Source organism: Streptomyces sp. NPDC002309 (assembly GCF_053593375.1).
On sequence record NZ_JBSFCI010000063.1, the window covers coordinates 1 to 25,815 of the forward strand.

Below are 25,815 nucleotides of genomic sequence, written 5' to 3' on the forward strand. Positions count from 1 at the left end.
ACCACCCCCCCCCGCCGGCCGGGGGGGGCCCGCACGCCGCCGCGCCGCCGTCCCCCGGCCGGCCCACGTCCGTGCCCCGTTCGCACCACTGCGATCGCGGACACGGCCGCCCGTTCCTAGCGTTGCAGTCATCGAGGCGCATTCCGGTGCGAGCGGAACGGTCCGCGGCTGCTCCTCGGGGACCGGAGGATCCACATGGGCGCTGTACGCGGTGCGGCGCGGGCCGTCGGCCGCGGGCGGACGTCACGGCCGCCGTCCACCACCGCGCCCCGTACGGACATGACGTCGGCCCCGGGACCGACGGGGGTCCGGGGCCGGCGTCGCGGACTCGACGGGTTCTCCCGTCGCGGGACGGCGCGTCAGACGTGGTTCTCCGCGCGACGGCGCATCCAGAACACGCCGGCGCCGATGACCGCCGAGGCGACCAGCCCGCCGCCGATGGCCACGTCGGTCGGAGTCGCCCCGGCGGTGACGCTGCCGCCGAGACCGCCGCGGACACCGCCGATGACGGTGAAGGCGTTCGGCCGGGTCAGTCGCCGGCCCGAGCACTGGACGACGATGTCGTAGGCGCCGGGCCGGGCGTCGGTGTAGACCGTCGCCGCGCCCCTCGACGTCCGGTTGGAGCCGTTGACCGGCGACAGGGTGGCTGTACCGAAGGCATCGGAGTACATGGCACCGCCCCGCGGGCAGCCGTCCACGGTGACCGTGATCTGGCCCCCGCGGGCGATGACGCCGGGCAGGGCGACGATGTTGGCCGGGGAGTCCCCCGCGACGGCCGCCGGGGCCGCGACCCCGAGCAGTGCGGCGGCCGCGGCGGAGACCGCCAGGGCACGAGAGTTACGCATGTCATCCTCCGCGGAAGACGCCCCGGGACCCGTTCCCGGTAAATCGGCGAGACAGCGTCTCCCAACTGAACCCTCAGTCGCCTTGCGCAGATCCGCATTTCGGGGTTGGGCCGTCCTGATGAAACAACACGCCGCAAGATAAACGCACAATCAGATGTTGTCGCAGGTCACGGACCATGGGAAAAATCCTGCGCACGGCAACTCGGATGGCGCACCGGGCGTGAGCGGTACACCCATTCGTCTCTCTCCCGTCGCCGGTTTCCCACCCGGGTCCTAGCGTGCTCGCATGCGCTGAATTGATGTGGCGACGGCCATGTCGAGAGGGGATGACACCATGTTCCTTGCCGAGCTGGCGGAAGAGGAGGAGCGGCAGAGGAAGCGTGCGCCCTGGGGCGTGATAGCGCTTGTTCTGCTGTCCGGCCTCGCGCTCATCCGGAACGGCTCGGGAGAGTTCGACGTGGGTCCGCCGCAGCCCGCGGCGGCCGCCGCCGCGGACACCCGCGTCACTCCGGCTCCCGTGGCGAACTCCCCGCAGGCGCTGCAGTACTCCCTGCCCGACTGGATCCGGATTCCGGCCATCCAGGTCGACGCGCCCGTGATGCCGGTCGGCCTGGACGCGGAGGGCTGGGTCGACGCGCCGCCGGCCGCGGACCCCAATCTGGCGGGCTGGTTCACCGGTGCCGTCTCGCCCGGCGAGAAGGGCACCGCGGTGGTCGTCGGCCACGTCGACAACGAGACCGGTCCCGCCGTGTTCTACGGTCTGGGCGCGCTGAAGCGCGGAAGCCGGGTCGAGGTGGTCCGGCAGGACAAGAAGAGGGCCGTGTTCGAGGTCTACGGCGTCGAGGTGTTCGCCAAGAACAACTTCCCCGGCGACCGCGTCTACGGTTCCAAGGGTGTCCCGGAACTGCGCGTCATCACCTGCGGCGGCGGTTTCTCGAAGCAGAACGGCTACGACGGCAACGTCGTCGCCTTCGCCCGCCTGGTCGAGGTGCACTGAGCGCGCCGCGACCGGGCGGGCGACCGCCGCTCACACCTGGTGCCGGCGTGGCACGGTGAGGTGGTACCCGGCGTCCAGCAGGTGCGGCAGATAGTCGCGCAGCGCCCGCACGCTCTGCGAGCGGTCGCCCCCGGCGTCGTGCGCGAGGACCACGACGCCGGGGCCGGCGCCGCCCTCGACCCGGTCGATGATGGTGCGGGTGCCGGGCTCGGTCCAGTCGAGGGTGTCGACGGTCCAGGCGAGGGGTTCCATGCCGAGTTCGGCACCGAGCTGGAAGGCGGCGCGGTTCCAGGCGCCGTAGGGGGCGCGGAACCACCGCGGGTGTTCGCCGTACGTCTTCTCGATGATCTCGCTGGTGCGTTCCATCTCGGAGCGGATGCGGGCGCGGCTGAGCGTGGTGAGCAGCGGGTGGGACCAGGTGTGGTTGCCGACGACATGGCCGTCGTCCGCCATCTCGGCGAGCAGGTCCCGGTTCTCGGCCGCCATCTCTCCGCACACGAAGAACGTCGCGCGTACGTCGTACTCGCGCAGGATGCGCAGGATGTCGGGGGTGTAACGCGGGTCGGGGCCGTCGTCGAAGGTCAGGACCATGGTGCGGCCGATTCCGCTCATGCGCAGCACGGGTTCGCGGCGGACCCGGGTGCGGTCAAAGGCGGCCGGCGGGCCCTGGCCGGCCAGGGGCTGGAGACGGTACGCGGACGGTTTGAGCGGGTGTCGCGCCGGGGGGCCCGGGGCGGGGGCGGCGGACGGGCCGGCCCCGCCGTCCGAACCCGCCCGCAGCAGACCGGCGGCACCCGCGGCGCCCAGGGTCCCCAGACCGGCGATCAACGCCCTACGGCGGGTGAGCAACTGATCCTTCTTCATGACTCATCAGTCGCCCGACGCGCCCCCGACCCCTCTCAGCGACACCGGCGCGGCGGCGGGAATGCACCCGGGCGGCCGAGTCGGGGCGACGGCGTCCGCCCGCCGGGCGCGGCCTCCCGGCGGCCGGAGGCAGTGCTTCCGATAGCCTCGGGCCGTGACGGAACAGCATGCGCACCAGTTCGAGCGCGGCACGGACGGCCCGAAGGTCATCGTGGTCGGAGTGGACGGCTCCGACTCCTCGCTGCGGGCCGCTGCGTACGCGAGTGGACTGGCTCGGCGGCAGAGGGCGCTGCTGGCGCTCGTGTATGTGCAGCCCGTGCTGGCGGCCGGCGCGGCGCTCGGGGCACCCGTCGCGGTGGCCACCGACGAGATCGCCCAGGACCTGGTGGCGCAGATCCGGGACGCGACGGACCGGTTCAAGGGGATATTCGACATCCGCTGGGAGTTCCACACCTTCCGCGGGGACCCCTACAGCGGCCTGGTGAAGGCGGCTGACGAGTTGAAGGCCGACGCCGTGGTGGTGGGTGCCTCCGAGCAGGCGGGGCACCGGATCATCGGCTCGGTGGCGATCCGGCTGGTCAAGGCGGGGCGCTGGCCGGTGACAGTCGTGCCGTAGAGGTGCGTGGCGCCTTTCCTCGGGTACGCGACTGAGCCATCATGATCCGCCGTCAGCCGTTCGGCGATCGCGAAGAGGTGAGGCGTATGGCCCGGCTCCGCTTGGGTGAGGGAATTCTCCGCCGCAAACCCATCGAGCACATCGAGGACACGGAAGTCACCGAGGGCACCGCCCTCGAACGGTCGCTCGGGCTGTGGCAGCTGACCGCGATCGGCGTCGGCGGCATCATCGGCGCGGGAATCTTCACCCTGGCCGGCGCGGTGGCCAACGGCACGGCCGGGCCCGCGGTGCTGGTGTCCTTCCTCATCGCGGGTGTGGCCAGCGCGGCCGCCGCGCTGTCCTACGCCGAGTTCGCGGGTCTCATCCCGAAGGCCGGCTCGGCCTACACGTACGGCTACGCGGTCCTCGGTGAGCTGGTGGGCTGGCTCATCGGCTGGGACCTGCTGCTGGAGTACACGGCGATCGTGGCGGTGGTGGCGATCGGCATCTCGGGCTACTTCAACTTCCTGATCAACCAGTTGGGCGCCGACCTGCCGAGCTGGATGCTGGGCGCGCCCGGCACCGGCGAGGGGCACCGGGTCGACCTCTTCGCGGCGGTGCTCTGCCTGTTCATCGCGTATCTGCTGACCCTCGGCATCCGCAACGCGGCCCGTTTCGAGATGATCGTCGTGGTGCTGAAGGTGCTGGTGGTGCTGCTGGTCATCGGTGTGGGTGTCTTCCACATCGACAGCGCGAACTACAACCCGTTCTTCCCGTACGGCGTCAGCGGTGCCTTCACCGGCGCGGCCACCGTGTTCTTCGCGGTCTTCGGGTACGACGCCATGTCCACGGCGGCCGAGGAGTCCAAGGACGCGCAGCGGCACATGCCGAAGGCGATCATCTACTCGCTGGCGATCTCGATGGTGCTGTACGTCGCCGCCTGCCTGGTGCTGACGGGCATGCAGAAGTACACCGAGATCGACCCGGAGAGCGGCTTCTCCACGGCGTTCGACTCGGTGGGCCTGGACAGGTTGGCGAACGTGATCGCGGTGGGCGCGATCATCGGCATCCTCACCGTGATGTTCACGTTCATGCTGGGCGTCACCCGCGTGTGGTTCTCCATGTCCCGTGACGGTCTTCTGCCCAGGTGGTTCGCGAAGACCCATCCGACCCGCCATGTGCCGACCCGGGTGACCTGGATCGCCGGGGTCGCGTCGGCCGCCATCGCCGGGTTCCTGCCGATCGGCGAGGCGGCCGAACTGACGAACATCGGGATTCTGCTGGCCTTCGTCGTGGTGTGCGTCGCGGTGATCGTGCTGCGCTACCGGCAGCCGGAACTGCCGCGTACCTTCCGCACGCCGTGGATGCCGTACGTGCCGGCCGTCGGCGTGCTGTTCTCGATCTGGCTGATCACGTTCCTGCAGTGGCAGACCTGGGTGCGGTTCGCCGTGTGGTTCGCGCTGGGTCTGGTGGTCTACTTCGCCTACTCGTACCGGAAGTCGAAGCTGGCGGGCCGCTAGAGGCCGTGCGGGAGGCCGAGCGGGGCCGTGTCGAAGGCCTCCGGCCGCTCCAGGTCGGGGCGGTGGCCGGTGCCGCGTCGACCGGGCGCCCCCTACTCCCCCATCACCAGCCCCTGTTGCGCCGCGCCCCGGCTGAGCACGACCGCCTGGATGCGGTCGCGCACACCGACGAGGTCGGCGCCCTGGGCGAGGGCCGCGTTGAGGTTCACGACCCGGCCGGCGTCCAGGTCGAACACCTGCGGGACGAACTCGGCCTTGCGCACCTCCCAGCGGGATCCGGGCCTGACGGGCGGGACGAACGTGAACCGGCCGAGGGTGGACAGGAGGCCGCGGGCGTCCGGGGCGCCCTGGAGGTTGGTCATCCTGCCGGCGACCTGGTGGCCCATGCCGTAGATCACCCAGGTGCCGTTGACCTTCTCGTACGCCTGCGGGACATGCGCGTGGGTACCGAGGATCAGGTCGATGTCGGGGCGGCCTCCGGAGGTGGCCGCGGTGAGGGTCTGGGCCAGGGCGACCTGCCGCCGGTCCGGCTCCTCCTGCCACTCGGTGCCCCAGTGCACGGAGACCACGACGACGTCGGCGCCCGCCTGCCGGGCGGCCCGGGCGTCGGCGACGATCCGGTGCTCGTCGAGCAGGTTGACGGCCCATGGCCGGCCCGGCGGGAGCGCGTGGCCGCCGGTGCCGAAGGTGTAGGCGAGGTGAGCCACCCGCGCCGTGCCCGCGGTCAGGACGGTGGCGGTGCTCGCCTCCTCCTCGGTGCGCGCCGTCCCGGCGTGCCGGACGCCGGTCCTGTCGAGCGCGTCCAGGGTGCGCCGGATGCCCCCGGCGCCGTCGTCGAGGCTGTGGTCGGAGGCGGTGGAGCAGCCGTCGTAGCCGGCCGCGGCGAGGCCCACGGCGACCTCCGGCGGGGACCTGAAGTCGGGGTGACCGGAGTACTTGCCGTTCTCGCCGTACACCGTCTCCATGTGGCAGAGCGCCAGATCGGCAGCGGAGACCACGGGGGCCACGCCGGAGAACATCGGCCGGAAGTCATGGCCCGCGCCGCCCGCGTCGAAACGGGCCTGCTCGATCACGGACGTGTGCGGCAGGACGTCACCGGAGGCCACGAGGGTGAAGGGCCGGTGCGGAGTCGTGGTGACGGCGGCCGGCGGCGGGCCCTTGCGGGGGCGGGGCTCCTCGTCGCGGGCCTGACAGGCGGCGGCCGCGGCGAGCACAGCCGTCAGGGCCAGGGCGACCTGCCGCCTGCGTGCGATGCGTACGATCATCAGCTCACCTCAGTGCGGTCGTATTTACGCACAAATAGTTACGAAGTTGGACAGGGTCGCAAACAGCCTCAGGGGTTCCTTTAACCCGTCCGCGTCACGCGAGTGGGCAAGGCGGACCGTTCGTCGTACCGTTCGCCGACGTGTTCGACCGTCCGTCGCACCGTCGTGCGCGCTCCCTGTCCTGAATCAGCACCCTGCGGTGCCATACGGCCATGACGGCCGGAACCACGATCACCAGCGGGACGACCGCCGAGCACGAGCTCGCCGAGCTCCAGCGCGAGCACGGCCGACCGCTCTTCGCACTGCTGCTCAGGCTCTGCGACGGGGACCGGCAGCGCGCCGAGGACCTGGTGCAGGAGACCCTCGTCCGCGCCTGGCAGCACCCCGAGGCGCTCCGCGCCGACGCCTTCGAGTCCGTGCGGCCCTGGCTGCTGACCGTGGGGCGGAGGCTCGCGATCGACGCGCGGCGGGCCCGGCAGGCGCGCCCGCCCGAGGTCGGCGACGCGATCCTGGAGAACGCCCGGGTGTGCGCCGATCACGCGGAACGGTCCGCGGCCACCGTCGACGTCCGCGAGGCTGTGAAGACACTCACGCCGGAGCACCGTGAAGTCCTGGTGCTCGTGTACTTCCAGGGGGCGAGTGTGGCGGAAGCCGCCGAGGCCCTGGGCATTCCGCCCGGTACCGTGAAGTCCCGCGCGTACTACGCGCTGCGCGCCCTGCGCCGGGTGCTTCCGGGATACGCGACCGACCTGCGGTGAAACCGACGCGCGAGTCAAACCTCCGTAAAGCGCCTTGCTGAGGACCCCGGTTGAGTAATCGGCTGTCCTCATCCGTGTTCCGGACTGGAGTCCCGGATCGGGCGACGCGCACCACCGGAGGAAGGCAGGAAGGGATGCAGCACAGAGGTCAACAGAGCATGGGTGGCACCGGCGGCGGTGAACTCACCGTCCCCATGGCCTGGTTGTACGCCGAGTACATCGCCGACGAACTGCTGCGGACCGGCGACCTGATGCCGCCGACGTCCTTCGAGTTCCGCGCCGGGCGGGACTCCCTGGCGCTCACGATCTTCCTGTCCGACACCGACGGCGAGCTCTCCGGCATCCGGGTCATCTCCCAGCTGGAGACCTGGCTGTCCCTGACCGCCTACGACCAGCCGTGGCAGGACTGGGTACGGGACCGGATGGCGGAACTCGCCACCGAGGCGGTGGACGCCGGCGGGCCGGCACCGGACCTGGAGCTGGCGGAGGCGGCCTGGCGCTGGCTCCAGGAGACCGAGCTGCTCGCGCCCGACCTCGACGCGGTGCCGGGCGGCGGTCCCGTGGTGGGCGAGGAGGAGGGCCCGAAGGTGTGGACACCGGCCTGGCAGCTGGGGCTGCCGCTCGGACATCTGGCCATCCACCTCTTCTGACGACCCCTCCGGCCCGGCCGGTTCGGGTGCCTCAGGGATTCGGCGGGATTCCGACCAATCCGCGGGGCGGACCGCTCCGAATCCCTTGGTTGCGATTCTGCATACGCCTTGAGTGATTCGGCTTACTGGTCCGTACCGATGGGAGCAAGGAGTAACCCCACCCGCACTCAAAGGCACGAGGATTCGGCATGAGGTCCCTGGAGAGGCATCGCGACGTCGGCGCCTACGCGCTCGGCGTGCTGGACGAGACGGACGCCTTCCGTTTCGAGGATCACCTCATGGAGTGCCCCCAGTGCACCGTGCAGGTGACAGAATTCGGGGCCACCGCACGGCAGTTGATGCTCTACCGGCGGGCCACTCCGCGTTCGGTTCACCCCATGGCGGGGCCCGGGCCACGACTGCTGGACCGGCTGCTCGGCGAGGTCGCGGCGCGGCATCGCGCCGGACGCCGGCTGCGGCTGTTCGCGGTGGCCGCGGCGGTGGTGTGCGCCCTGGCCGGACCCGCGGTCGCAATCGTGGCCGAGGGCGAGGAGGCGGCGGTACGGGTCTCGGCCACCGACGAGCGCTCGGGGGTGTGGGCGCAGATCACCACCGAGGACGTGCCCTGGGGCAGCAAGGTGATGCTGGAGGTCAAGGACGCGGCCGGGCCCCGGGCCTGCCGGCTGGTCGTGATCGGCGGGGACGGCTCGGAGGAGACGGCGACCAACTGGACCGTGCCCCGGCACGACGCCCGGCCCAACACCATGCGGGGCGCCACCGCCCTGCACCCCGACCAGATCGACCGCTACGAGGTGCGGACGTCGTCCGGGGAGCGGCTGGTGACCCTGGACGCCCGGCCTTAGGTCCTGCCGGGTTCGGCCGGCTGGAGCGTCTCCTCGCGGATGCGGGCGCAGGTCTGCACCAGAAGCCGGGAGACATGCATCTGGGAGATGCCGAGACGCTCGGCGATCTGGCTCTGGGTCCGGTCCTCGAAGAAGCGCAGATACAGAAGGTCGCGCTCACGCCGCGGCAGCCGCCGGACCGCGCCCTTCACACTCTCGCGGTCGACGACGAGTTCAAACCCGTGTTCGGCCGCACCCAGCACGTCCGTGAGGCTCGGGCCGCCGTCGTCCGTGTCGGCGTCGCCGTTCGGCGCGTCCAGGGACAGGGCGCTGTAGCTCTCCAGGGCGGCCATGCCCTCGCGGACCTGCTCCTCCCCCAGGCCGGTGCGGTCCGCGAGCTCCGTGACGGTGGGCTGCCGGCTGCCGGGAACGTGGGCCAGCTCGGCGCAGGCCGCCCGGACCGTGTTGCGCAGTTCCTGGACCCGGCGGGGCACCCGCACGTCCCACATCCGGTCCCGGAAGTGGCGGCGCAGCTCGCCTCTGATCGTCGGTATCGCGAACGGCTCGAAGGGACCGCGTTCGGGATCGAACCGGCGGATCGCCTTGAGCAGTCCCAGCGCGGCGACCTGCCGGAGGTCCTCGATGCCCTCCCCCTTGTCACGGAAGCGCCAGGCGATCCGGTGCGCCATCGGAAGCCACGCCCGCAGCAGTTCCTCCTGCACCCGGTCCCTCTCCGGCCCGGCGGGCAGTACGGCGAAACGGCGGAAGGCGCCCGCGGTGTCGGGGGCGTCCCGCATCGGGCGACCGGCACGCGGGTGCCGGACCTCGCCGGCGGTCGTGTGCGCGGCAGCGCCCGCGGTCGTGTGCGCGGGCTCGGCGGCGGTTCCGGTCGGGGCTGTGGTGACGGCGGTCGGCATCGTGGTTCCTCGAGGCCTTTCGGTCGGACGGAGTGTCGGTCGGACAAGTGCTTGTCCCTACCGACGGTCCTTGCCCATGAGCCCCTCGCCCCTATTCGGGACTTTGGTCCCTAATCACAGAAATGCCACCATTCGTCCTGAGTGGTCACTTCAGCAGCCGGGACAGTCTGCGGTCGGCCAGCGGCTTGCCGCCGGTCTGGCAGGTCGGGCAGTACTGGAGCGAGGAGTCGCTGAAGGAGACCTCGCGAACGGTGTCCCCGCAGACCGGACAGGGCTCGCCGGTGCGGCCGTGCACCCGCAGTCCGCTCTTCTTCTCCGCCTTGAGCCGTCCGGCCGCGACGCCCCGCGAACGCTCGACGGCCTCGGTCAGCGTCGCGCGCAGGGCCTCGTACAGTCGGTGCGCCTCCTCGGGGGTGAGGGACGAGGCCAGTTTGAAGGGGGACATCCTCGCGGCGTGCAGGATCTCGTCGCTGTAGGCGTTGCCCACTCCGGCGATCAGGCTCTGGTCGCGCAGGGCGCCCTTGAGCTGTCGGCGCTCGTCCTGGAGGAGGGCGGCGAGGCGGGCCTCGTCGAAGTCGTCCGCGAGCGGGTCGGGGCCCAGCCGGGCCACCCCGGGCACCTCCCGCGGATCCCCCACGACGTAGACGGCGAGCCGCTTCTGGGTGCCGGCCTCGGTGAGGTCGAAGCCCGCGCCGGTCTCCAGGGCGACACGCAGCGCCAGCGGGCCCTTGCCGGGGCGGGGCGGCCCGTCGGGGAGGCGGTCCTTCCAGTGGAGCCATCCCGCGCGGGCCAGGTGGGTGACCAGATGCGGGCCGCCGCCGGTCACGACGTCCAGGAACTTGCCGTACCGGCGCACGGCGGTGACCTCATGGCCCTCGACGGCCGACAGGGGCGGGTCGTACGTCTTCAGCACGCTGATCGCGACCGGCAGGACGCGCACGATCTCGTGACCGACCAGGTTGTCGGTCAGGAAGTCCCTGAGCGCTTCGACCTCGGGCAGTTCCGGCATACGTCCAGAGTGCCATCCGGGACCGACACCGCCAGGTTCCCGGCGCCCGGATCCCGGCGTCCGAACGGTTCCCGGCGGTCAGTCCCGTACCGGCACCACGAACTCGCACCAGACGCACTTGCCGCCGCCGCGCGCCTCCACGCCCCACACGTCGGTGAGCAGGTCGACGAGGAGCAGCCCGCGGCCGGAGACGCCGGAGTCGCCCGCCTCCCGGCGCCGGGGCAGGGCGCTCGAGGAGTCCTCGACCTCGACGCGCAGCCGCCGGTCCGTGTCGGAGACGACCCGCAGCGTGACGATCGCGGCGCCCTCGGTGTGCATCAGGGCGTTGGTGATCAGTTCGTCGGCTACGAGTTCGACCTCGTCGGCGCGGTCGGCGGCGCCCCAGGCCCGCACGGCGGCACGGATCATGTGCCGTGCCTGGCTGAGCGCCTCCGGGTCGCCGGGCGCCACGTGCTGCTGGAGACGGCCGCCGCTCTGCGGGGCGTGCGCGCCGCGCCGGCGCAGCAGAAGCAGCGCCACGTCGTCGTCGCCGCCTCGCTCCTCGGCCACCTCGATGAGCAGATCGGCGAGTTTCCAGACGTCCTGCGGGCCGGAGGCGACCAGCGCGGTCAGGACCTGGATTCCGTCGTCGAGGTCGGCGCCGGGCTGCTCGACCAGGCCGTCGGTGCACAGGATCAGCGTGTGCCCGGGGTCCAGTTCGATGGTGCCGACGGGATAGGCGAGCCGCCCGAACTCGGCGGACAGGCCGAGCGGCAGTCCCCCCTGGACGGGGGCGCGGCGGCAGCTCCCGTCGGGGGCGCGGATCAGGGGGTCGATGTGACCGGCCCGGACCACCTGTACGACTCCGGTCGCGAGGTCGGCCTCGGCGTAGAGACAGGTCGCGAAGCGGTCGGTGTCCAGCTCGTGCAGGAAGACGGAGGCCCGGGCCATCACCGTGGCCGGGGTGTGGCCCTCGGCCGCGTAGGCCCGCAGGACGATGCGCAGCTGGCCCATCACGGCGGCGGCGTGGGTGTCGTGTCCCTGGACGTCGCCGATGACCGCGCCGACCCGCCCGCCGGGCAGCGGGATGAGGTCGTACCAGTCGCCGCCGATGTCCCGGCCGAGGGAGGCCGACCGGTAGCGGACGGCCACGTCGGCGCCCCGCACGCTCGGGATGGTGCGCGGCAGCATGGCCTGCTGGAGGCCGCTCGCGAGGTCCTTCTCCTGCTCGTAGAACATCGCGCGCTGCAGGCTCTGGGCGATGCTGCTGCCGAGGGCGACCAGGAGGTTGCGTTCCTCGGACGTGAAGCCCCGCCGGTCGCCGTAGAGCAGGCCGATCGCGCCGATCGGGCGGGCCTGGACGATGAGCGGCAGATAGGCGGCCGCGGTGATGTCGAGGTCCGTGATGTGCGGCCACAGGATCGGGTAGCTGTCGGCGAACTCCTCGGGGGACTCGATGAACCGGGGGCCCAGCGTGCGCACGACCTCGCTCATCGGGTACTGCTCGTCGATGCGGGTGACCAGCGTGCCGGGGACGAAGCTGCCCTCGGGGCCCTCGGCGACCAGCCGGATGCGCCCGGCCTCGACCAGGCCCATCACCAGACTGGTCGCGCCCAGATGGGTGACGCCGTGGGTGTCCTTGAGGACGTCGATCACGTCCTGGACGGTCCGGGCGTTGGCGAGGGCCGCCGTGATGAGCTGCACGACGTTGGTCTGGTCGCGGCGGGCGGCGAGGTTCCAGGCGGTCTGGTCGCGGCGCGCCGCGTACTCGTGGAACTCGCGGGTGGCGTCCCGGACGATGCCGATGATCCGGCGCGGCCGGCCGATCTCGTCGCGGCGGATGTAGCCCTGGGTGTGGGTCCAGCGCAGGGTGCCGTCGCGGCGGCGGAGGCGGAAGTAGGCGCCGTAGTTCTCACTGCCGTCCTTGATGGCCTGGGCCACCAGGCTGTCCAGCCGCCGTCCCTCGGCGGGCGGGATCCGGAGGTTCAGGGTCTCCGGGCGTCCGTCGTACTCCTCGGGGCGCACGTCGAAGACCTCGTGGGCCTGGGCGTCCATGTGGAACAGACCGCTGTCGAGGTCCCAGTCGAAGCTGCCCATCTGGTTGAGCGCCAGGATCGGGTCCGGGTGGGCGGGCCAGTCGTCCGGGAGTGCCAGGGCGCTCGCTCCCCGATCAACCATGCGCCCACCTTGCCAGGATTCGACCGATTCTTCGACCGGATCAGCTCGGTGTTCGCGCGGGGTCATGTCGGTGCGCTTCAGCCCGAGAAGACGTCCGTCATGCTGCCGAAGATGCTGTCGGCGGTGCCCGGCGCGTCCGCGTCACCGGAGGCACCCCTGTCACCGGAAGCACCCCTGTCACGTGCAGCACCCCCGTCACCCGACGCATCCGTCCGACCGGCGGCACCCGTGCGACCGGAGGCGGCCGTACCGTCGGAGGACGCCCGTTCTCCGGAGGCGGCCGGGTCACCGGGCTCGTCCGGGGCGGCCGGTTCCTCCAGCTCACCGAGGCCGCCGAGTCCGCCCAGGTCGCTGAGTTCACCCGGTCCCCCCACGTCACCCACGTCACCGATGTCGCCCAGGTCGTCACTCACGTCCGGGTCGTCAGGGACGAGGCCGCCCCCGTCGGGGACGTCGGGGATCTCCGGGACGGTGGGCGGGCCGATCTCGTCCGAGAGCTCCTCGGGTTCGGCGAGCTCCCGCGCCAGGCGCGGGGCGTCACCCTCGGCGACCGGCGGGGCGGCGCCGGTCGCGGGTTCCCTCGTCAGCGGAGCCGTCCGGGCGCCGCCCTCGGCCAGCATGGTCCCGTCTTCCGGCAGGACGGTCTCGCCGCCCTGCGGCTGCGGCTCCGGCCTGGGGACGACCTTGTCGTGACGGACGTCCTGTCCGATCCGGCGCTCGATCCAGGTGTTCTCGACGAGGTCGACGAGGGTGAGGTTGGTGATCGTCTCGGGAGCGGGCAGCACCATGATCACCTCGGTGGGCTCGTATTCCTCCCACGCCTGACCGCTGATGCCCGGTGCGCCCTCCATGGCGATCGGCGCGGCGAGCGGGTTGCCGCAGGCGCAGCGGACACGGGGCACCCCCCGGTTGTCCACGAGAACGGCGGTGCCCGCCTGGAGGACGGCCTGCTGTGCCGTGGCACCGCCGGCGCGGAACCCGTGGTTGGTCACCCGGGTGTCGGCGCGCAGTTCGGCCGAGGTGAGTCCGTGCAGGTACTCCGGGACGGCCCCCCGGGCGACGCCGACGACGTGGGCGAAGGCGTCGGCCCTCGCGGTGTCGGCGGTGAGCAGGCGGATCTGCCGGTCGACGTCGCAACTGCCCGCCTGGGCCCGGCCCGCGTAGAGGCCGGGGGTCCAGCCGGCGAAGGAGCGCACGTCCGTGGGGCCGGCCACGGCGGGGGCGCCGGGCCCCGAGCGGCCGACCGGGAGCGACTGCGGCGTTCGGGTGACGAGCTCCGGGGTAGCCGGGATGGTGGCCGTGGACGCCGTGAAGGGGTCGGGCCCCCGGTCCACGGCCGGCTGGAGCAGGAGTTCACCGCCCGCCTCGGCGCTCTCGTCGGCCGCTTTGATGCTCTCGTCGTCACCCGCGCCACAGCCGGCGGCGAGCAGGGCCGCCGAGAGCGCGCAGGCCGTGACGATGGTTCCGGTGGATATTCGCACCACGTTCTCCCGCCTCGTCCTGGGGGTTTTCGCCACTATTGTCTGCTTCACTCGCATGGGTCACGCAAACGGAGAGCGCGACCACCCGCAGTGACATCCCGTCCCGGGCCCGGCGGGAGGGAGCGGGCAGAACGAGAGGAGCGCTCGGCCGTGGAGTGGTTCACCGCACCCGAGTACTGGCTGACCCGGCTGGTCTTCCAGCGGGCCCTGGCCGCCGTCTATCTGGTGGCGTTCCTGACGGCGGCCTTCCAGTTCCGGGCCCTGATCGGTGCGCGCGGCATGCTCCCCGTCCCCCGCTTCACCGAGGCCGTGCCGTTCAAGCGGGCGCCCAGCGTCTTCCAGCTCCACTACTCCGACCGGTTCTTCGCGGGGTGCGCCTGGGCGGGCTGCGCGGTCTCGGCGGCGCTGCTGGCGGGCGTGGACTCGCTGGTGCCGCTGTGGGCCGGGATGGTGCTGTGGGGAGTGCCCTGGCTGCTGTACCTGTCGATCGTCAACGTCGGCCAGACGTGGTACTCGTTCGGCTGGGAGTCCCTGCTGCTGGAGGTCGGATTCCTCGCGGTGTTCCTCGGCAACGACGAGGTCGCGCCGCCGGTCGTCGTGCTGTTCCTGCTGCGCTGGATCCTGTTCCGGGTGGAGTTCGGCGCGGGGCTGATCAAGCTGCGCGGCGACGCCTGCTGGCGCAAGCTGACCTGTCTGGACTTCCACCACGAGACCCAGCCGATGCCGGGCCCGCTGAGCTGGTTCTTCCACCGTCTCCCCCGGCCGCTGCACCGGGTGGAGGTGGCCGCCAACCACGTCACCCAACTCGTCGTGCCGTTCCTGCTGTTCACCCCGCAGCCGATCGCGACGGCAGCGGCCGCGCTGATGATCGTCACTCAGTTGTGGCTCGTCCTGTCCGGCAACTTCTCCTGGCTGAACTGGATCACCATCGTGCTCGCCCTCGCGGCGGTCCGCTTCCCGGCCGACGCGCCCTCCGTGCTCGGGGCCCCGCTCTGGTTCGTCGTCGTGGTCCTCGCCGTGGCCGCGCTGATCGTGCTCCTCAGCCACCACCCGGTGACCAACATGATCTCCCGTCGCCAGGTCATGAACCGGTCCTTCGACCCGCTCCACCTGGTCAACACTTACGGCGCGTTCGGCAGCGTCGGCCGGGTCCGCTACGAGGTCGTCGTCGAGGGCACCGCCGACGACGTGCCGCGTGAGGACTCCGACTGGCGGGAGTACGAGTTCAAGGGCAAGCCGGGTGATCCACGGCGCTGGCCGCGCCAGTTCGCCCCGTACCATCTGCGGCTGGACTGGCTCATGTGGTTCGCGGCCCTCTCCCCTTCCTACGCGGGCCCGTGGTTCGGGGCACTGGTGGAACGGCTGCTGGAGAACGACCGCGACACGCTGCGGCTGCTGCGCCGCTCCCCCTTCCCGGCGGACGCGCCCCCGCGCTTCGTCCGTGCCCGTCTCTTCCGCTACCGGTACACGACCTGGCGGGAGTTGCGCGAGACGGGCGCGTGCTGGGACCGGACGTTCGTTCGCGAGTATCTGCCGCCGACGCGACTGACGGGGAGCGCTCAGAGGCCGTAGACGCGGGTGGCGGTGCCCTCGAAGAACCGGGCGTGCTCGTCGGGGCTCAGGTCTTTCGCCAGGTCTCCCGCGAGCCGGGCCACCTGCGCGTACGTCGCCGCGACCGTGCACACCGGCCAGTCCGAGCCAAACATCAGACGGCCGGGTCCGAACGCCTCCAGCGCGGTGTCCCACCAGGGGCGCAGGGGTGCGAGGGGCCAGGTGGTCCCGCCCCAGTGGGCCCTGTCCATCTCGGTCACCAGGCCCGACACCTTGCAGACGGTGTTGGGCAGCCCGGCCAGCGCCCTGATGTCCGACGCCCAGGGCTCCCGCGGTCCGGCGGCCAGGGGTGGCTTGCCCAGATGGTCGAGGACGAAGGTCAGGCCAGGCAGCGCGGCGGCCGCCCTCACACACGCGGACAACTGGTGTGGCAGCACGACCAGGTCGTAGACCAGGCCCGCGTCGGCGACGGCGGCGAGTCCACGGCGTACGTCCGGGCGCAGCAACCACTCCGGGTCGGGCTCGCCCTGCACCTGATGGCGGATGCCCTTCAGATGGTGGCCGCCGGGCAGTTCCCGCAGCCGGGCCAGCTCGTCGGCGACGTCGGGGCGGGTCAGGTCCGTCCACCCGACGACGCCCGCGACCAGGTCGTGCCCGGCGGCGAGGGCGAGGAACTCCGGGGTCTCCTCGGCGACGGTGACCGTCTGGACCAGCACGGTGCGGTCGACCGAGGCCGCGGCGGCCTCGGGGGCGAGGTCGTCAAGGGTGAAGTCGCGGCGCAGAGGCTGGAGTTCGGCACCGGTGATCCAGTCCTGGTCCCGGACCGACAGGTCCCACACGTGGTGGTGCGCGTCCACGCTCACGGCAGCTCCCGCGCGACGGGCAGGGCGGCGCCCGCGTCCCGGACGGCGCCGGTGACCTCCCCGGTCATGACGGCTCCTCGGTGGTCAGGAGTCCGGTCTCCCGCAGTTCCCGCCAGAAGGCGGCGGGGACCGGTGTCGCGAACTGGTCGGCGCAGTCGTGGACCTCGGCGGCCGAGCGGGTACCCACCAGGACGCTCTCCACCGCCGGATGGGCCGCGCAGAAGGCCAGCGCCGCCGCGCGCAACGTGATGCCGTGACGCCGCGCGATCTCCTTCATGCGCACGGACCTGCCCAGCAACGCGGCCGGCGCCTCGGCGTAGTCGTAGGTCGCCCCCGGCCTGGGATCGGCGAGCAGGCCCGAGTTGAAGGCACCGCCGACCACCACGGACACGCCGCGCTCCTGGGCCGCGGGCAGCAGTGCCGTGAGCGCGCTCTGGTCCAGCAGCGTGTAGCGGCCGGCGCACAGCACCACGTCGACGTCCGTGTCGCGGACGAAGCGGGTGAGCATCTCCGCCTGGTTCATGCCCGCGCCGATCGCGCCGACCACACCCTCCGAACGGAGCCTCTCCAGGGCCGGGTAGCCCTCCCGGAAGGCCGACTCAGCGTGGTCGTCGGGGTCGTGGAGGTAGACGACGTCGACGCGGTCGAGGCCGAGCCGTTCCAGACTGGACTCCAGGGTGCGACGTACGCCGTCGGCGGTGAAGTCCCAGACCCGGCGGTGCGTGGCGGGGACGGCGAAGCCGTTCGCCAGGTCGTCGCCGCCGCCGTCGCGCGGTTCCAGACGGCGCCCCACCTTGGTCGAGACCGTGTACTCCTCGCGGGGGTGCTCGCGCAGTGCGGCGCCGAGGCGGCGTTCGGACAGCCCGAGGCCGTAGTGGGGTGCGGTGTCGTAGTAGCGGATGCCGCGCTGCCAGGCGGCGGACACCGCATCGTGGGCCTGTTCGTCGGTGACCTCGGTGTACAGGCCGGCGATACCGGCGGCCCCGAAACCGAGTCCGCGGGGGACGGTCACCGGACCGCCGGACGCAGGCGCAGGCCGTGCATCCCGCCGTCGACCGCGAGGGCCGTTCCGGTGGTCCCGCCGGAGAGCGGGCCGGCCAGGTAGGCGATGGCGCCGGCGACCTCGGCCGCGGTGACGAGCCTGCCGGTGGGCTGGCGGGCCTCCAGCGCGGCGCGTTCGGCGGCCGGGTCGCCGGCCGCGTCGAGCAGACGGCCGACCCAGGGGGTGTCCACGGTGCCGGGGTTGACGCAGTTGACGCGGATGCCCTCGCGGACGTGGTCGGCGGCCATGGCGAGGGTGAGGGAGTACACGGCGCCCTTGGTGGCGCTGTACAGCGCGCGTTGCGGCAGGCCCGCGGTGGCCGCGATGGAGCAGGTGTTGACGATCGCGGCGTGGGAGGACCGGCGCAGATGCGGCAGGCAGGCGCGCGCCGTGCGGACCATGCCGACGACGTTGACGTCCATCACGCGGTGCCACTCGGCGTCGTCGTTGTCCTCGATCGTTCCCTGGGCGCCGATTCCGGCGTTGTTGACCAGCACGTCGAGTCCCCCGAGACCCGCGACGGCGTCCGCCACCGCCTGCCGTACGGAGGCGTCGTCGGTGACGTCGGCCTCGTAGGAGAGGAACGGCCCGTCGGTCTTCGCCAGGTCGAGGACGGCGACCTGGGCGCCGCGCTCGGCCAGGAGTTCCGCGGCGGCGCGCCCGATGCCGGAGGCACCGCCGGTCACCAGTGCCCTGAGGCCCTCGAAGTCGGTCATGCCGCATGCCCCTTCCGGTGCGTGTCGTCGGCTTCGGCGGCCCAGACGGTACCGCCGGGAAAGGTGTGGCGCGCGAGGGACTCGGGTCGCATGGTGGCCGAGAAGCCGGGCGCGGTGGGGGCGAGGTAGTGCCCGTCGCGGATGCGGACCGGGTCGAGGAAGTGGTCGTGGAGATGGTCGACGTACTCGATGACCCGGTCGTCGGTGGTGCCGGAGATCGCGAGGTAGTCGAACATCGCGAGGTGCTGGACGAGTTCGCACAGGCCGACACCGCCCGCGTGCGGGCAGACGGGGACGCCGAACTTGGCGGCGAGCAGCAGGATGGCGAGGTTCTCGTTGACGCCTCCGACACGGGCCGCGTCGAGCTGGAGGACGTCGATCGCGCCGGCCTGGAGCAGCTGCTTGAAGACGATCCGGTTGTGGGCGTGCTCGCCGGTGGCGACCTTGACCGGGGAGACGGCCCGGCGGATCGCGGCGTGGCCGAGGATGTCGTCGGGGCTGGTGGGCTCCTCGATCCAGTAGGGGCCGAACTCGGCGAGGGCCCTGGTCCAGCGGATCGCCTCGGCCACGTCCCAGCGCTGGTTGGCGTCGATGGCGATCCGCACGTCCGGGCCCACGGCCGCGCGGGCGGCACGGCAGCGGCGGATGTCGTCGTCGAGGTCGGCGCCGACCTTCAGCTTGATCTGCCGGAAGCCGTCGGCGACCGCCTGGGTGGCGAGCCGGGTGAGCTTGGCGTCGTCGTAGCCGAGCCAGCCCGGCGAGGTCGTGTAGGCGGGGTAGCCGCGCTCCAGCAGCCGGGCCCGGCGCTCCGGCGCCCCTTTCCGTCCGCGCCGCAGGATGTCCAACGCCTCTTCCGGGGTGAGGGCGTCGGAGAGGTAGCGGAAGTCGATCTGCCGTACCAGCCACTCCGGTTCGGCGTCGGCGAGCAGCCGCCACAGCGGCTTGCGGGCCCGCTTGGCGGCGAGGTCCCAGACGGCGTTGACGACCGCGCCGATCGCCATGTGCATCACGCCCTTCTCGGGCCCGAGCCAGCGCAGCTGGCTGTCTCCGATCAGCGCGCGGTTGACGACGCCGGGATCGGCGCACAGCTCGTCGACCTCGCGTCCGGTCACATGCCCGCGCAGCGCCTCGATCGCGGCGACCTGGACCTCGTTGCCTCGCCCGATGGTGAAGACGAAGCCGTGCCCCTCGTGCCCGTCGGCGGCGTCGGTGCGCAGCACGACGTAGGCCGCCGAGTAGTCGGGGTCGGGGTTCATCGCGTCGGAGCCGTCGAGCTCGCGGGAGGTCGGGAAGCGGATGTCGTACGTGTCGACGGCCGTGATGCGGGCGGGAGTCGAGGTCACGGAGAGCCTTTCGGTGGGGTACGGGAGCCGTGGCGGTCAGTCCTGGGCGCGGCCGGTGGTCACCCGGGCGATCATGAGGGCGACCAGGATGATCCCGCCGTAGATGGCCTGGATCCAGAAGGACGGCACCTGGGCGAGGGTGAGCAGGTTCTGCACGACCCCCAGCAGGAGTACGCCGGTGAGGGCGCCGAGCATGCTGCCCTTGCCGCCGTCGAGGCTGATTCCGCCGATCACCGCGGCCGCGAAGACCGTGAAGATCATGTTGTTGCCCTGGTTGGCGCTGATCGCGCCGACGTACCCGGTCTGCATGATGCCGCCGACCGCGGCGAGGACCCCGGCGACCACGAACACGCCGAGCATGACGCGCTCGACGCGGATACCGGCGGCGCGTGCCGCGTCGGCGTTGCCGCCGATGGCGTACAGGGCGCGCCCGACCCGGTGGTACTTGAGCACCAGCCCCGCGGCCGCGAAGGCTCCGGCGGCCAGCCACACCGACAGCGGCACGCCGATGAAGGTGGTGGTCGCCAGCGAGTAGAACGACTCGGGCATGCCGAACAGGGTCTTGCCCTTGGTGGCGCCGACGAGCAGCCCGCGCAGCACGATGAGCATGGCGAGCGTCACGATGAACGCGTTGAGCCGGAACCGCACCACCAGGACGCCGTTGAAGGCGCCGACCACGGCACCGGCGACCAGGATCGCCGCCAGGGCGAGCCAGGCCGGGAGTTCGGTGCCCCAGCCGGACTGGGCGGCGGGCAGCACCAGGAGCGCGCCGACGGCGGGCGCGATGCCGACGACCGACTCCAGAGACAGGTCGAATTTGCCGGTGATGAGGACCAGTGACTCGGCGAGCACGACCATCGCGAGGGCGGCGGAGGCGCCGAGGACGGAGATCAGGTTGCGCTCGGTCAGGAACGAGTCGTTGACCACGGCGCCGAGCACCAGGAGCAGCAACAGGGCGGGCAGCAGCGCCAGTTCACGGGCGCGGCGCAGCAGTACGGTTCTGGCGGACCCGGCGGCGGGGGCGCGCGGGGGCGCGAGCGTCGGGGCCGCCTTGGTGTCAGCCATGGTCCACTCCTTCGATGGAGGCGATCAGCTCGTGGTCGTGCCAGCCGGCGGGATGCTCCGCGACGACACGGCCGTGGAAAAGGACGAGGACCCGGTCGCAGCGGCGCAGGTCGTCGAGTTCGTCGGAGACGACGAGCACGGCGGTGCCGTCCTCGCGGGCGTTGTCCACGCGGGCCAGCAGGGACTCCTTGGACTTCACGTCGACGCCGGCGGTGGGGTTGATCAGGACCAGCAGCCGCGGGTCCGACGCCAGCGCGCGTGCCATGACGACCTTCTGCGCGTTGCCGCCGGACAGGTCGGAGACGGGCTGGTCGGGGCCCTCGGCGTGGATGTCGAGCCGGTCGATCAGCTCGGACGCCAGGCCGCGTCTGCGGTCGGTGCCGACGAAGCCGAACCGGCCGAGGCGGCTCAGCACGCTCAGGGTGGCGTTGTCGCCGATCGTCATGCCGTACACGAGTCCCTGGTCGTGCCGGTCGCGCGGGACGCAGCCGACGCCGGCCGTGAGCGAGGCCCGCACGTCCCCGAACGGCAGTGGCTCGCCGTGCAGCAGGGCGGTCCCGCCGCTCGGGGTGCGCAGTCCCGCGAGGGTCTCGGCCAGCTCGGTCTTGCCGCTCCCGCTGATGCCGGCGAGCCCGACGACCTCGCCGCGGCGCACGGTGAGGTCGATGTCCTCGTACGACGGTGCGGTCAGGCCCTGGACGTCGAGTGCCACGGGGGCGTCGGAGGGCACCTCGTCGCGGACCGCGCGGTCGGCGCGCTCGGCGACGGTCTCGCCCGCCATGGCCTCCACCAGCGCCCTGCGCGGCAGTTCGGCGACGGGTGCGGTGGTGATCCAGCGGGCGTCGCGCAGCACGGTGACGGTCTGGCAGACCTCGTACACCTCCTGGAGGTGGTGGGAGATGAACAGGAAGGTGACGCCGGAGTCCTGGAGCGTCCGCATCCTGGTGAAGAGCCGCTCGATCTCCCGGTTGTCGAGCTGCGCGGTCGGCTCGTCGAGCACGATGAAGCGGGCGCCGAAGCTCAACGCCCGCGCGATCTCGACCATTTGACGGTCCTCGACCCTGAGGTCGGCGGTGCGGGCCTCAGGGTCGACGTGTACGTCCCAGGTGGCGAGGAGTTCGGCGGCCTGCGCCCTGAGCCCGCGCCAGCTGATGAGTCCCCGTCGCAGCGGCTGCCGGTCGATGAACAGGTTCTCGGCGACCGTCAGTTCCGGAACCACCGTCGGCTTCTGGTAGACGCAGGCCACCTTGCGGCGCCAGGCGTTGCGGTCGGAGAGCGCGGGTGCCGGCTCGCCGTCGAAGCGGACGGTGCCCTCGTCGGGTGCCTGGAGCCCGGTCAGGAGGGTGACGAGGGTGGACTTGCCGGCGCCGTTGCGGCCGACGAGGGCGTGGGACTCGCCCGGCAGGACGGTGAGGCGTCCGTCGGCGAGGGCGGTGGTGGGGCCGTACCGCTTGACGATGCCCCGCGCCTCAACGAGTGGTGTGCTCATCCGACCGTGTTGCCCCACAGCTCGGGGTCGTCGACGTTGTCCTTGGTGACCAGGGGCGCGGGCAGCTGGTCCTCCAGGATGCCGCTGGGCAGCTTCACGATGGTGGAGTCGTGGTCGGTCGGGCCGGGCTCGAAGGTCTTCCCCTCCATCGCCGCCTTGATGTAGTACATGCCGTACTTGGCGTACAGGTCGGCGGGCTGCGAGACCGTCGCGTCGATCTCGCCCTTGCGGATGGCGTCGTACTCCTGCGGGATGCCGTCGTTGGAGACGATCGTGATGTGCCCCGCCTCGCCGGCCTTCTTCAGCATCCCCTTCGACTTCAGGGTCTGCAGCGTGGGCGCGAGGTACACGCCGCCCGCCTGCATGTAGATGCCCTTGATGTCGGGGTTGGCGTTGAGGAGCGTGTCCAGCTTGGAGGCCGCGGTGTCGGACTCCCACTTGGCGGGGATCTCCAGGACCTCGAGCTTCGGGAAGTTCTCCTTCACGCAGGCGCGGAACGCCTCGGAGCGGTCCCGGCCGTTGACCGAGGCGAGGTCGCCCATGATCTGCACGACCTTGCCGGAGGGGATGTGCTCCCCCAGGTACTGGCAGGCCTTCTCGCCGTACGCCACGTTGTCGGCGCGCACCACCATGGCGACCTTGCCCTTGTCCGGCGCGACGTCGACGGCGACGACCGGCACCCCCTTGCGCTCGGCCTGGTCGAGTCCCGCCTCGATGGCGGCGCTGTCGAGCGGAGCGACGACCAGGCCCTTGACGCCCTGGTTGAGCTGGTTGTTGATGTCGGTGATCTGCTGCGAGGGGTCGCTGTTGGAGTTGACCGTCTTACGGGCCTGAACCCCCTCGGACTCGGCCATCTTCGGCACGTAGTCGTTGTACGACTGCCAGAAGGGCGAGGTCAGCAGGGGCAGGATCACCCCGACCTCGCCGGTGCCGCCGCCCGACGCGCCGCCGGCGCCGGTGTCCTTGGTGCTGCCGCAGGCGGTGAGTACGAGGGCGGCGCAGACCGCCGCAGCCGCCGCACGCGGGACTGTCCGCCCATACCGCTGTCCGTACCGTGCGTTCCGCTGTGTCCCGTCGGCCATCTGCCGGCTCCTCATCGAGCGTGATCGAGCAGTTGACCGCATATTTATCAGACCACTTCGCCCCGTCAACACCCTGCGGAGCCGAAAATCTTGGGATTCTGGTCGTAGTGGTCGGACCACCTGGATGGTTAGACTGCAGCGCACAGCGAGGGGAGAAATGGCGTGAACGAGACCGAGTCAGGACCGGCCCCGCAGAAGGGCACGGTGACGCAGCGCGCCATCGAGCGGATCAAGGCGATGATCGCCGAGGGCCTTCTCGAACCCGGCGCGCGGCTCCCCACCGAGCGTGAGCTGGCGGCCCAGTCGGGCATCTCCCGCAGCTCGATGCGGGAGGCGATCCGCGCGCTGACGGTCATGGGTGTCCTGGAGGCCCGGCACGGCTCCGGCATCTACGTCACCCAGCTCCAGGCCGGTGACCTGCTGGAGTCGTTCGGGGTCGTCGCCGATCTGTCCCGGGGCCCGCGTCTGGTGGAGCTGCTGGAGATCCGCCGCGTCCTGGAGTCCACGGCGACCGCGCTGGCCGCCGCCCGCATCACACCGGACCAGCTGGCCGAGGTCGAGAAGCACCTGGCGGCCATGAACGCCACCGACGACCCCGAGGAGATCCTCGCCCACGACCTCGCCTTCCACCGCGAGATCGCGCTGGCCGCGGGCAACGAGACCATGGCCGCGATCCTGGAGGGCCTGTCCTCCCGCACCTTCCGCGCCCGTGTCTGGCGCGGCTACCAGGAGGAGGGCGCCTTCACCCGCACCCGCCGCGAACACGCCGCGATCCACCGCGCCCTGGCCGCCCGGGACCCGGAGGCGGCACGGGCGGCGGCGGCCGCGCACGTCGGCGAGGTCGAGGAGTGGCTGCGCGCCCAAGTCGGCGAGCAGGACGCGGCCGGGCCCCGGGCGGACGGTCCCGAAGCGGGCGCGTGAGGGCCCTTGTCCACGTTTTGGCATGGAAGACGAGAAGCGGATCTCTCTCCGCCTGCCAACGGAACTGCACGCACGCCTTGTTGATCAGGCCCGCGCCGACCGGCGGTCCCTCACCTCCGAGATCGTCCACCTGCTCGAGGTCGCGCTCGGCCCGGCGGATGGAGACGACCCATCGCCCTCAAGGCGATCGGTCTTTCCTTGCCCTGCTTTGCAGGGGTCCGAATCCTCCCCGGCCTGAAAGCCGGAGCACCCTCGGAGAGATCAGGTGAAGTCGGCGCGACGCCCCGCTGCGAGGACGCGCCGCCCCTGCGAGGATGTCGGGCGGACCACGCACCCCTGCCCCCAGGAGGAAGGAGCGCCCGTGACCGACTGGGTCGGACGGACCGCCGCCGAGATCGCCGCCGCAGTGCGGGAGAGGCAGGTCACGCCGCGGGAGGTGGTGGCCGCGCATCTGGCGCTGATCCAGCGACTGGACGGCCGGATCGGGGCCTTCCGCCTCGTCCGCGCCGCGCGGGCGCTCACGGAGGCCGACGAGGTGGGGGCGCGCCCCGACCTGGCCGAACTGCCGCTCGCGGGCGTGCCGGTGGCGGTCAAGGACAATCTGGCGGTGCGCGGTGAGAGCATGCGCGTCGGCTCGGCGGCGACGCCAAAGGATCCGGCCGGCCAGGACCATGTGACCGTCGCCCGGCTGCGCGCCGCCGGCGCCGTCGTGGTGGGGCTGACCAATGTGCCGGAACTGTGCGTGTTCGGGACGACCGAAGGGGTGCACGGCACCGCCCGCAACCCGTGGGACCTGACGCGCACGGCGGGCGGCTCGTCCGGCGGCAGCGCGGCCGCCGTGGCCGCGGGCATGGTGCCGATCGCCCTCGGCAACGACGGCATGGGTTCCCTGCGCATCCCGGCGGCCAACTGCGGGATCGTCACCGTCAAGCCCGGCCTGGACGTCGTCCCGGCCGGCATCGGTGAGGGCGACTGGTTCGGCATGGCGGAGAACGGCCCCCTCGCGACGACCGTCGAAGACGCCCGGCTGATGCTCACCGTCCTCGCCGGTACCGACGCCGTGCTGCGGCACGCGCCCGGCACCAGGACGGTCGCCGTCTCCCTGCGCAGCCCGATCGTGGGCGTCACCGTCGCGAAGCCGTACGCGCGGGCCGCCGTGGAGGCCGCCGGGCTGCTGATGAAGGCCGGTCACCAGGTGCGGCGCGCCGACCCGCCGTATCCGCTGTCGCTGAGCCTCACTTCCCTCGCGCACTGGACCGCGGGCACCTCCGTCGACGCCCAGGGGCTCGACGCGCGACTGCTGGCGCGGCGCACCCGTGTCCACGCGGCGATCGGACGGCGGTTCGTGCGCGGGGTGCGCACCGGCACCGGCCGGGAGGCGCTGCGGCGACGGCTGGAGCCGTTCTTCGCCGAGCACGACGTGCTGCTCACGCCCGCGCTGGCGCACCGCTCGCCCAAGGCGGGGCCCTGGCACGAGCGGGGCTGGCTGCGCAACATCGCCGCCAACACCGCCTACTCGCCCATGACTCCGCCGTGGAACCTGACCGGCTGGCCCGCGGCGGCCGTGCCCTTCGGCACCCTGCCGTCGGGCGCCCCCTGTGCCGTACAGCTCGTGGGGCGGCCCGGGGCGGAGGGGGAACTGCTGGAGCTGGCAAGGCAGTTGGAGGCGGCACACCCCTGGCGGCGGACGGCACCCGTCGACCGGGCGGGGGTGTGACGCGGCGCCAGGGCGTGTTTCGGAAGTCCCTTCGTCGCCCGAAGGGCGGCCCCGCGGCGTCCGGTGCGTGCTCTCGGCGTGCCGGACGAAATGCCTCGTACTGGGCGTACTCGGCATTTCCTCCGGTGCGGCGAGAGTGCGTGCCGG

General features: G+C 72.0%; 24 protein-coding genes. 10 read left to right on the forward strand and 14 right to left on the reverse strand.

Annotation, left to right across the window (positions count from 1 at the left end):
• Window positions 1-359: 359 nt before the first annotated feature.
• Window positions 360-845 carry a hypothetical protein gene (locus ACWCPM_RS32510; RefSeq protein WP_450979861.1) on the reverse strand — a complete coding sequence of 162 codons (486 nt, stop codon included), beginning with the start codon at window positions 843-845 and terminating at the stop codon, window positions 360-362.
• A 334-nt stretch (window positions 846-1,179) separates the two neighbouring features.
• Here ACWCPM_RS32510 and ACWCPM_RS32515 point away from each other — a divergent pair, with 334 nt between their 5' ends.
• The gene (locus ACWCPM_RS32515; RefSeq protein WP_450979862.1) at window positions 1,180-1,842 is read left to right on the forward strand and encodes a class F sortase; all 663 of its coding nucleotides are present in this window, start codon (window positions 1,180-1,182) and stop codon (window positions 1,840-1,842) included.
• Between the two features lie 30 nt (window positions 1,843-1,872).
• Here the strand turns inward: ACWCPM_RS32515 and ACWCPM_RS32520 are convergent, their stop codons facing one another.
• The gene (locus ACWCPM_RS32520) at window positions 1,873-2,706 is read right to left on the reverse strand and encodes a polysaccharide deacetylase family protein (RefSeq protein ID WP_450979863.1); all 834 of its coding nucleotides are present in this window, start codon (window positions 2,704-2,706) and stop codon (window positions 1,873-1,875) included.
• A gap of 154 nt (window positions 2,707-2,860) precedes the next feature.
• Here ACWCPM_RS32520 and ACWCPM_RS32525 point away from each other — a divergent pair, with 154 nt between their 5' ends.
• Both ACWCPM_RS32525 and ACWCPM_RS32530 read left to right on the forward strand, forming a co-directional pair.
• Window positions 2,861-3,322, forward strand: coding sequence for a universal stress protein (locus ACWCPM_RS32525; RefSeq protein WP_450979864.1), 462 nt, complete (start codon window positions 2,861-2,863; stop codon window positions 3,320-3,322).
• 86 nt (window positions 3,323-3,408) lie between these two features.
• Complete coding sequence (locus tag ACWCPM_RS32530) at window positions 3,409-4,821, forward strand: amino acid permease (protein WP_450979865.1); 1,413 nt, start codon at window positions 3,409-3,411, stop codon at window positions 4,819-4,821.
• Window positions 4,822-4,913: 92 nt separating this feature from the next.
• On the opposite strand, the gene ACWCPM_RS32535 is transcribed toward ACWCPM_RS32530, so the two are convergent.
• Window positions 4,914-6,086 (reverse strand): CapA family protein, encoded by a 1,173-nt coding sequence (locus ACWCPM_RS32535; RefSeq protein WP_450979866.1) that lies wholly within the window; start codon window positions 6,084-6,086, stop codon window positions 4,914-4,916.
• Between the two features lie 212 nt (window positions 6,087-6,298).
• On the opposite strand from ACWCPM_RS32535, the gene ACWCPM_RS32540 reads away from it, so the two are divergent.
• From ACWCPM_RS32540 to ACWCPM_RS32550, 3 genes are all read left to right on the forward strand, one after another.
• Entirely contained in the window at window positions 6,299-6,844 is a 546-nt protein-coding gene (locus ACWCPM_RS32540; RefSeq protein WP_450979867.1) for a sigma-70 family RNA polymerase sigma factor, read from the forward strand.
• Between the two features lie 134 nt (window positions 6,845-6,978).
• Window positions 6,979-7,494, forward strand: a complete 516-nt coding sequence (locus tag ACWCPM_RS32545; protein WP_450979868.1) for a hypothetical protein — start codon at window positions 6,979-6,981, stop codon at window positions 7,492-7,494.
• A 188-nt stretch (window positions 7,495-7,682) separates the two neighbouring features.
• The gene (locus ACWCPM_RS32550) at window positions 7,683-8,336 is read left to right on the forward strand and encodes a zf-HC2 domain-containing protein (protein ID WP_450979869.1); all 654 of its coding nucleotides are present in this window, start codon (window positions 7,683-7,685) and stop codon (window positions 8,334-8,336) included.
• Here the strand turns inward: ACWCPM_RS32550 and ACWCPM_RS32555 are convergent.
• From ACWCPM_RS32555 to ACWCPM_RS32570, 4 genes are all read right to left on the reverse strand, one after another.
• Complete coding sequence (locus ACWCPM_RS32555) at window positions 8,333-9,232, reverse strand: SigB/SigF/SigG family RNA polymerase sigma factor (protein ID WP_450979870.1); 900 nt, start codon at window positions 9,230-9,232, stop codon at window positions 8,333-8,335. The two genes, ACWCPM_RS32550 and ACWCPM_RS32555, sit on opposite strands and share 4 nt — an antisense overlap.
• 145 nt (window positions 9,233-9,377) lie before the next feature.
• Window positions 9,378-10,241, reverse strand: a complete 864-nt coding sequence (locus ACWCPM_RS32560; RefSeq protein ID WP_450979871.1) for an Fpg/Nei family DNA glycosylase — start codon at window positions 10,239-10,241, stop codon at window positions 9,378-9,380.
• A 78-nt stretch (window positions 10,242-10,319) separates the two neighbouring features.
• Window positions 10,320-12,398, reverse strand: coding sequence for a SpoIIE family protein phosphatase (locus ACWCPM_RS32565; RefSeq protein ID WP_450979872.1), 2,079 nt, complete (start codon window positions 12,396-12,398; stop codon window positions 10,320-10,322).
• A gap of 77 nt (window positions 12,399-12,475) precedes the next feature.
• Window positions 12,476-13,882, reverse strand: a complete 1,407-nt coding sequence (locus ACWCPM_RS32570; RefSeq protein ID WP_450979873.1) for a DUF6777 domain-containing protein — start codon at window positions 13,880-13,882, stop codon at window positions 12,476-12,478.
• Window positions 13,883-14,029: 147 nt separating this feature from the next.
• On the opposite strand from ACWCPM_RS32570, the gene ACWCPM_RS32575 reads away from it, so the two are divergent.
• Window positions 14,030-15,451, forward strand: a complete 1,422-nt coding sequence (locus tag ACWCPM_RS32575) for a lipase maturation factor family protein (protein WP_450979874.1) — start codon at window positions 14,030-14,032, stop codon at window positions 15,449-15,451.
• Here ACWCPM_RS32575 and ACWCPM_RS32580 read toward each other — a convergent pair.
• From ACWCPM_RS32580 to ACWCPM_RS32610, 7 genes are all read right to left on the reverse strand, one after another.
• Entirely contained in the window at window positions 15,439-16,293 is an 855-nt protein-coding gene (locus tag ACWCPM_RS32580) for an amidohydrolase family protein (RefSeq protein ID WP_450979875.1), read from the reverse strand. The genes ACWCPM_RS32575 and ACWCPM_RS32580 overlap by 13 nt on opposite strands.
• Before the next feature lie 64 nt (window positions 16,294-16,357).
• Complete coding sequence (locus ACWCPM_RS32585) at window positions 16,358-17,305, reverse strand: aldo/keto reductase (RefSeq protein WP_450979876.1); 948 nt, start codon at window positions 17,303-17,305, stop codon at window positions 16,358-16,360.
• Window positions 17,302-18,051, reverse strand: coding sequence for an SDR family NAD(P)-dependent oxidoreductase (locus ACWCPM_RS32590; protein WP_450979877.1), 750 nt, complete (start codon window positions 18,049-18,051; stop codon window positions 17,302-17,304). Before ACWCPM_RS32590 ends, ACWCPM_RS32585 begins: the two co-directional genes overlap by 4 nt.
• Window positions 18,048-19,394 (reverse strand): enolase C-terminal domain-like protein, encoded by a 1,347-nt coding sequence (locus ACWCPM_RS32595; RefSeq protein WP_450979878.1) that lies wholly within the window; start codon window positions 19,392-19,394, stop codon window positions 18,048-18,050. Before ACWCPM_RS32595 ends, ACWCPM_RS32590 begins: the two co-directional genes overlap by 4 nt.
• 36 nt (window positions 19,395-19,430) lie before the next feature.
• Entirely contained in the window at window positions 19,431-20,459 is a 1,029-nt protein-coding gene (locus ACWCPM_RS32600; protein ID WP_450979879.1) for an ABC transporter permease, read from the reverse strand.
• Window positions 20,452-21,948, reverse strand: coding sequence for a sugar ABC transporter ATP-binding protein (locus ACWCPM_RS32605; RefSeq protein ID WP_450979880.1), 1,497 nt, complete (start codon window positions 21,946-21,948; stop codon window positions 20,452-20,454). The genes ACWCPM_RS32600 and ACWCPM_RS32605 overlap by 8 nt, the downstream gene beginning before the upstream one ends.
• A complete protein-coding gene (locus ACWCPM_RS32610; RefSeq protein WP_450979881.1) occupies window positions 21,945-23,030 on the reverse strand; it encodes a sugar ABC transporter substrate-binding protein in 1,086 nt (361 codons plus the stop codon). Before ACWCPM_RS32610 ends, ACWCPM_RS32605 begins: the two co-directional genes overlap by 4 nt.
• A 162-nt stretch (window positions 23,031-23,192) precedes the next feature.
• On the opposite strand from ACWCPM_RS32610, the gene ACWCPM_RS32615 reads away from it, so the two are divergent.
• From ACWCPM_RS32615 to ACWCPM_RS32625, 3 genes are all read left to right on the forward strand, one after another.
• Entirely contained in the window at window positions 23,193-23,951 is a 759-nt protein-coding gene (locus ACWCPM_RS32615; protein WP_450979882.1) for a FadR/GntR family transcriptional regulator, read from the forward strand.
• 22 nt (window positions 23,952-23,973) lie between these two features.
• Window positions 23,974-24,189 carry an Arc family DNA-binding protein gene (locus ACWCPM_RS32620; protein ID WP_450979883.1) on the forward strand — a complete coding sequence of 72 codons (216 nt, stop codon included), beginning with the start codon at window positions 23,974-23,976 and terminating at the stop codon, window positions 24,187-24,189.
• A gap of 123 nt (window positions 24,190-24,312) precedes the next feature.
• On the forward strand, window positions 24,313-25,668 hold the full coding sequence (locus ACWCPM_RS32625) for an amidase (protein ID WP_450979884.1): 1,356 nt from the start codon (window positions 24,313-24,315) through the stop codon (window positions 25,666-25,668).
• The last annotated feature ends 147 nt before the right edge of the window (window positions 25,669-25,815 follow it).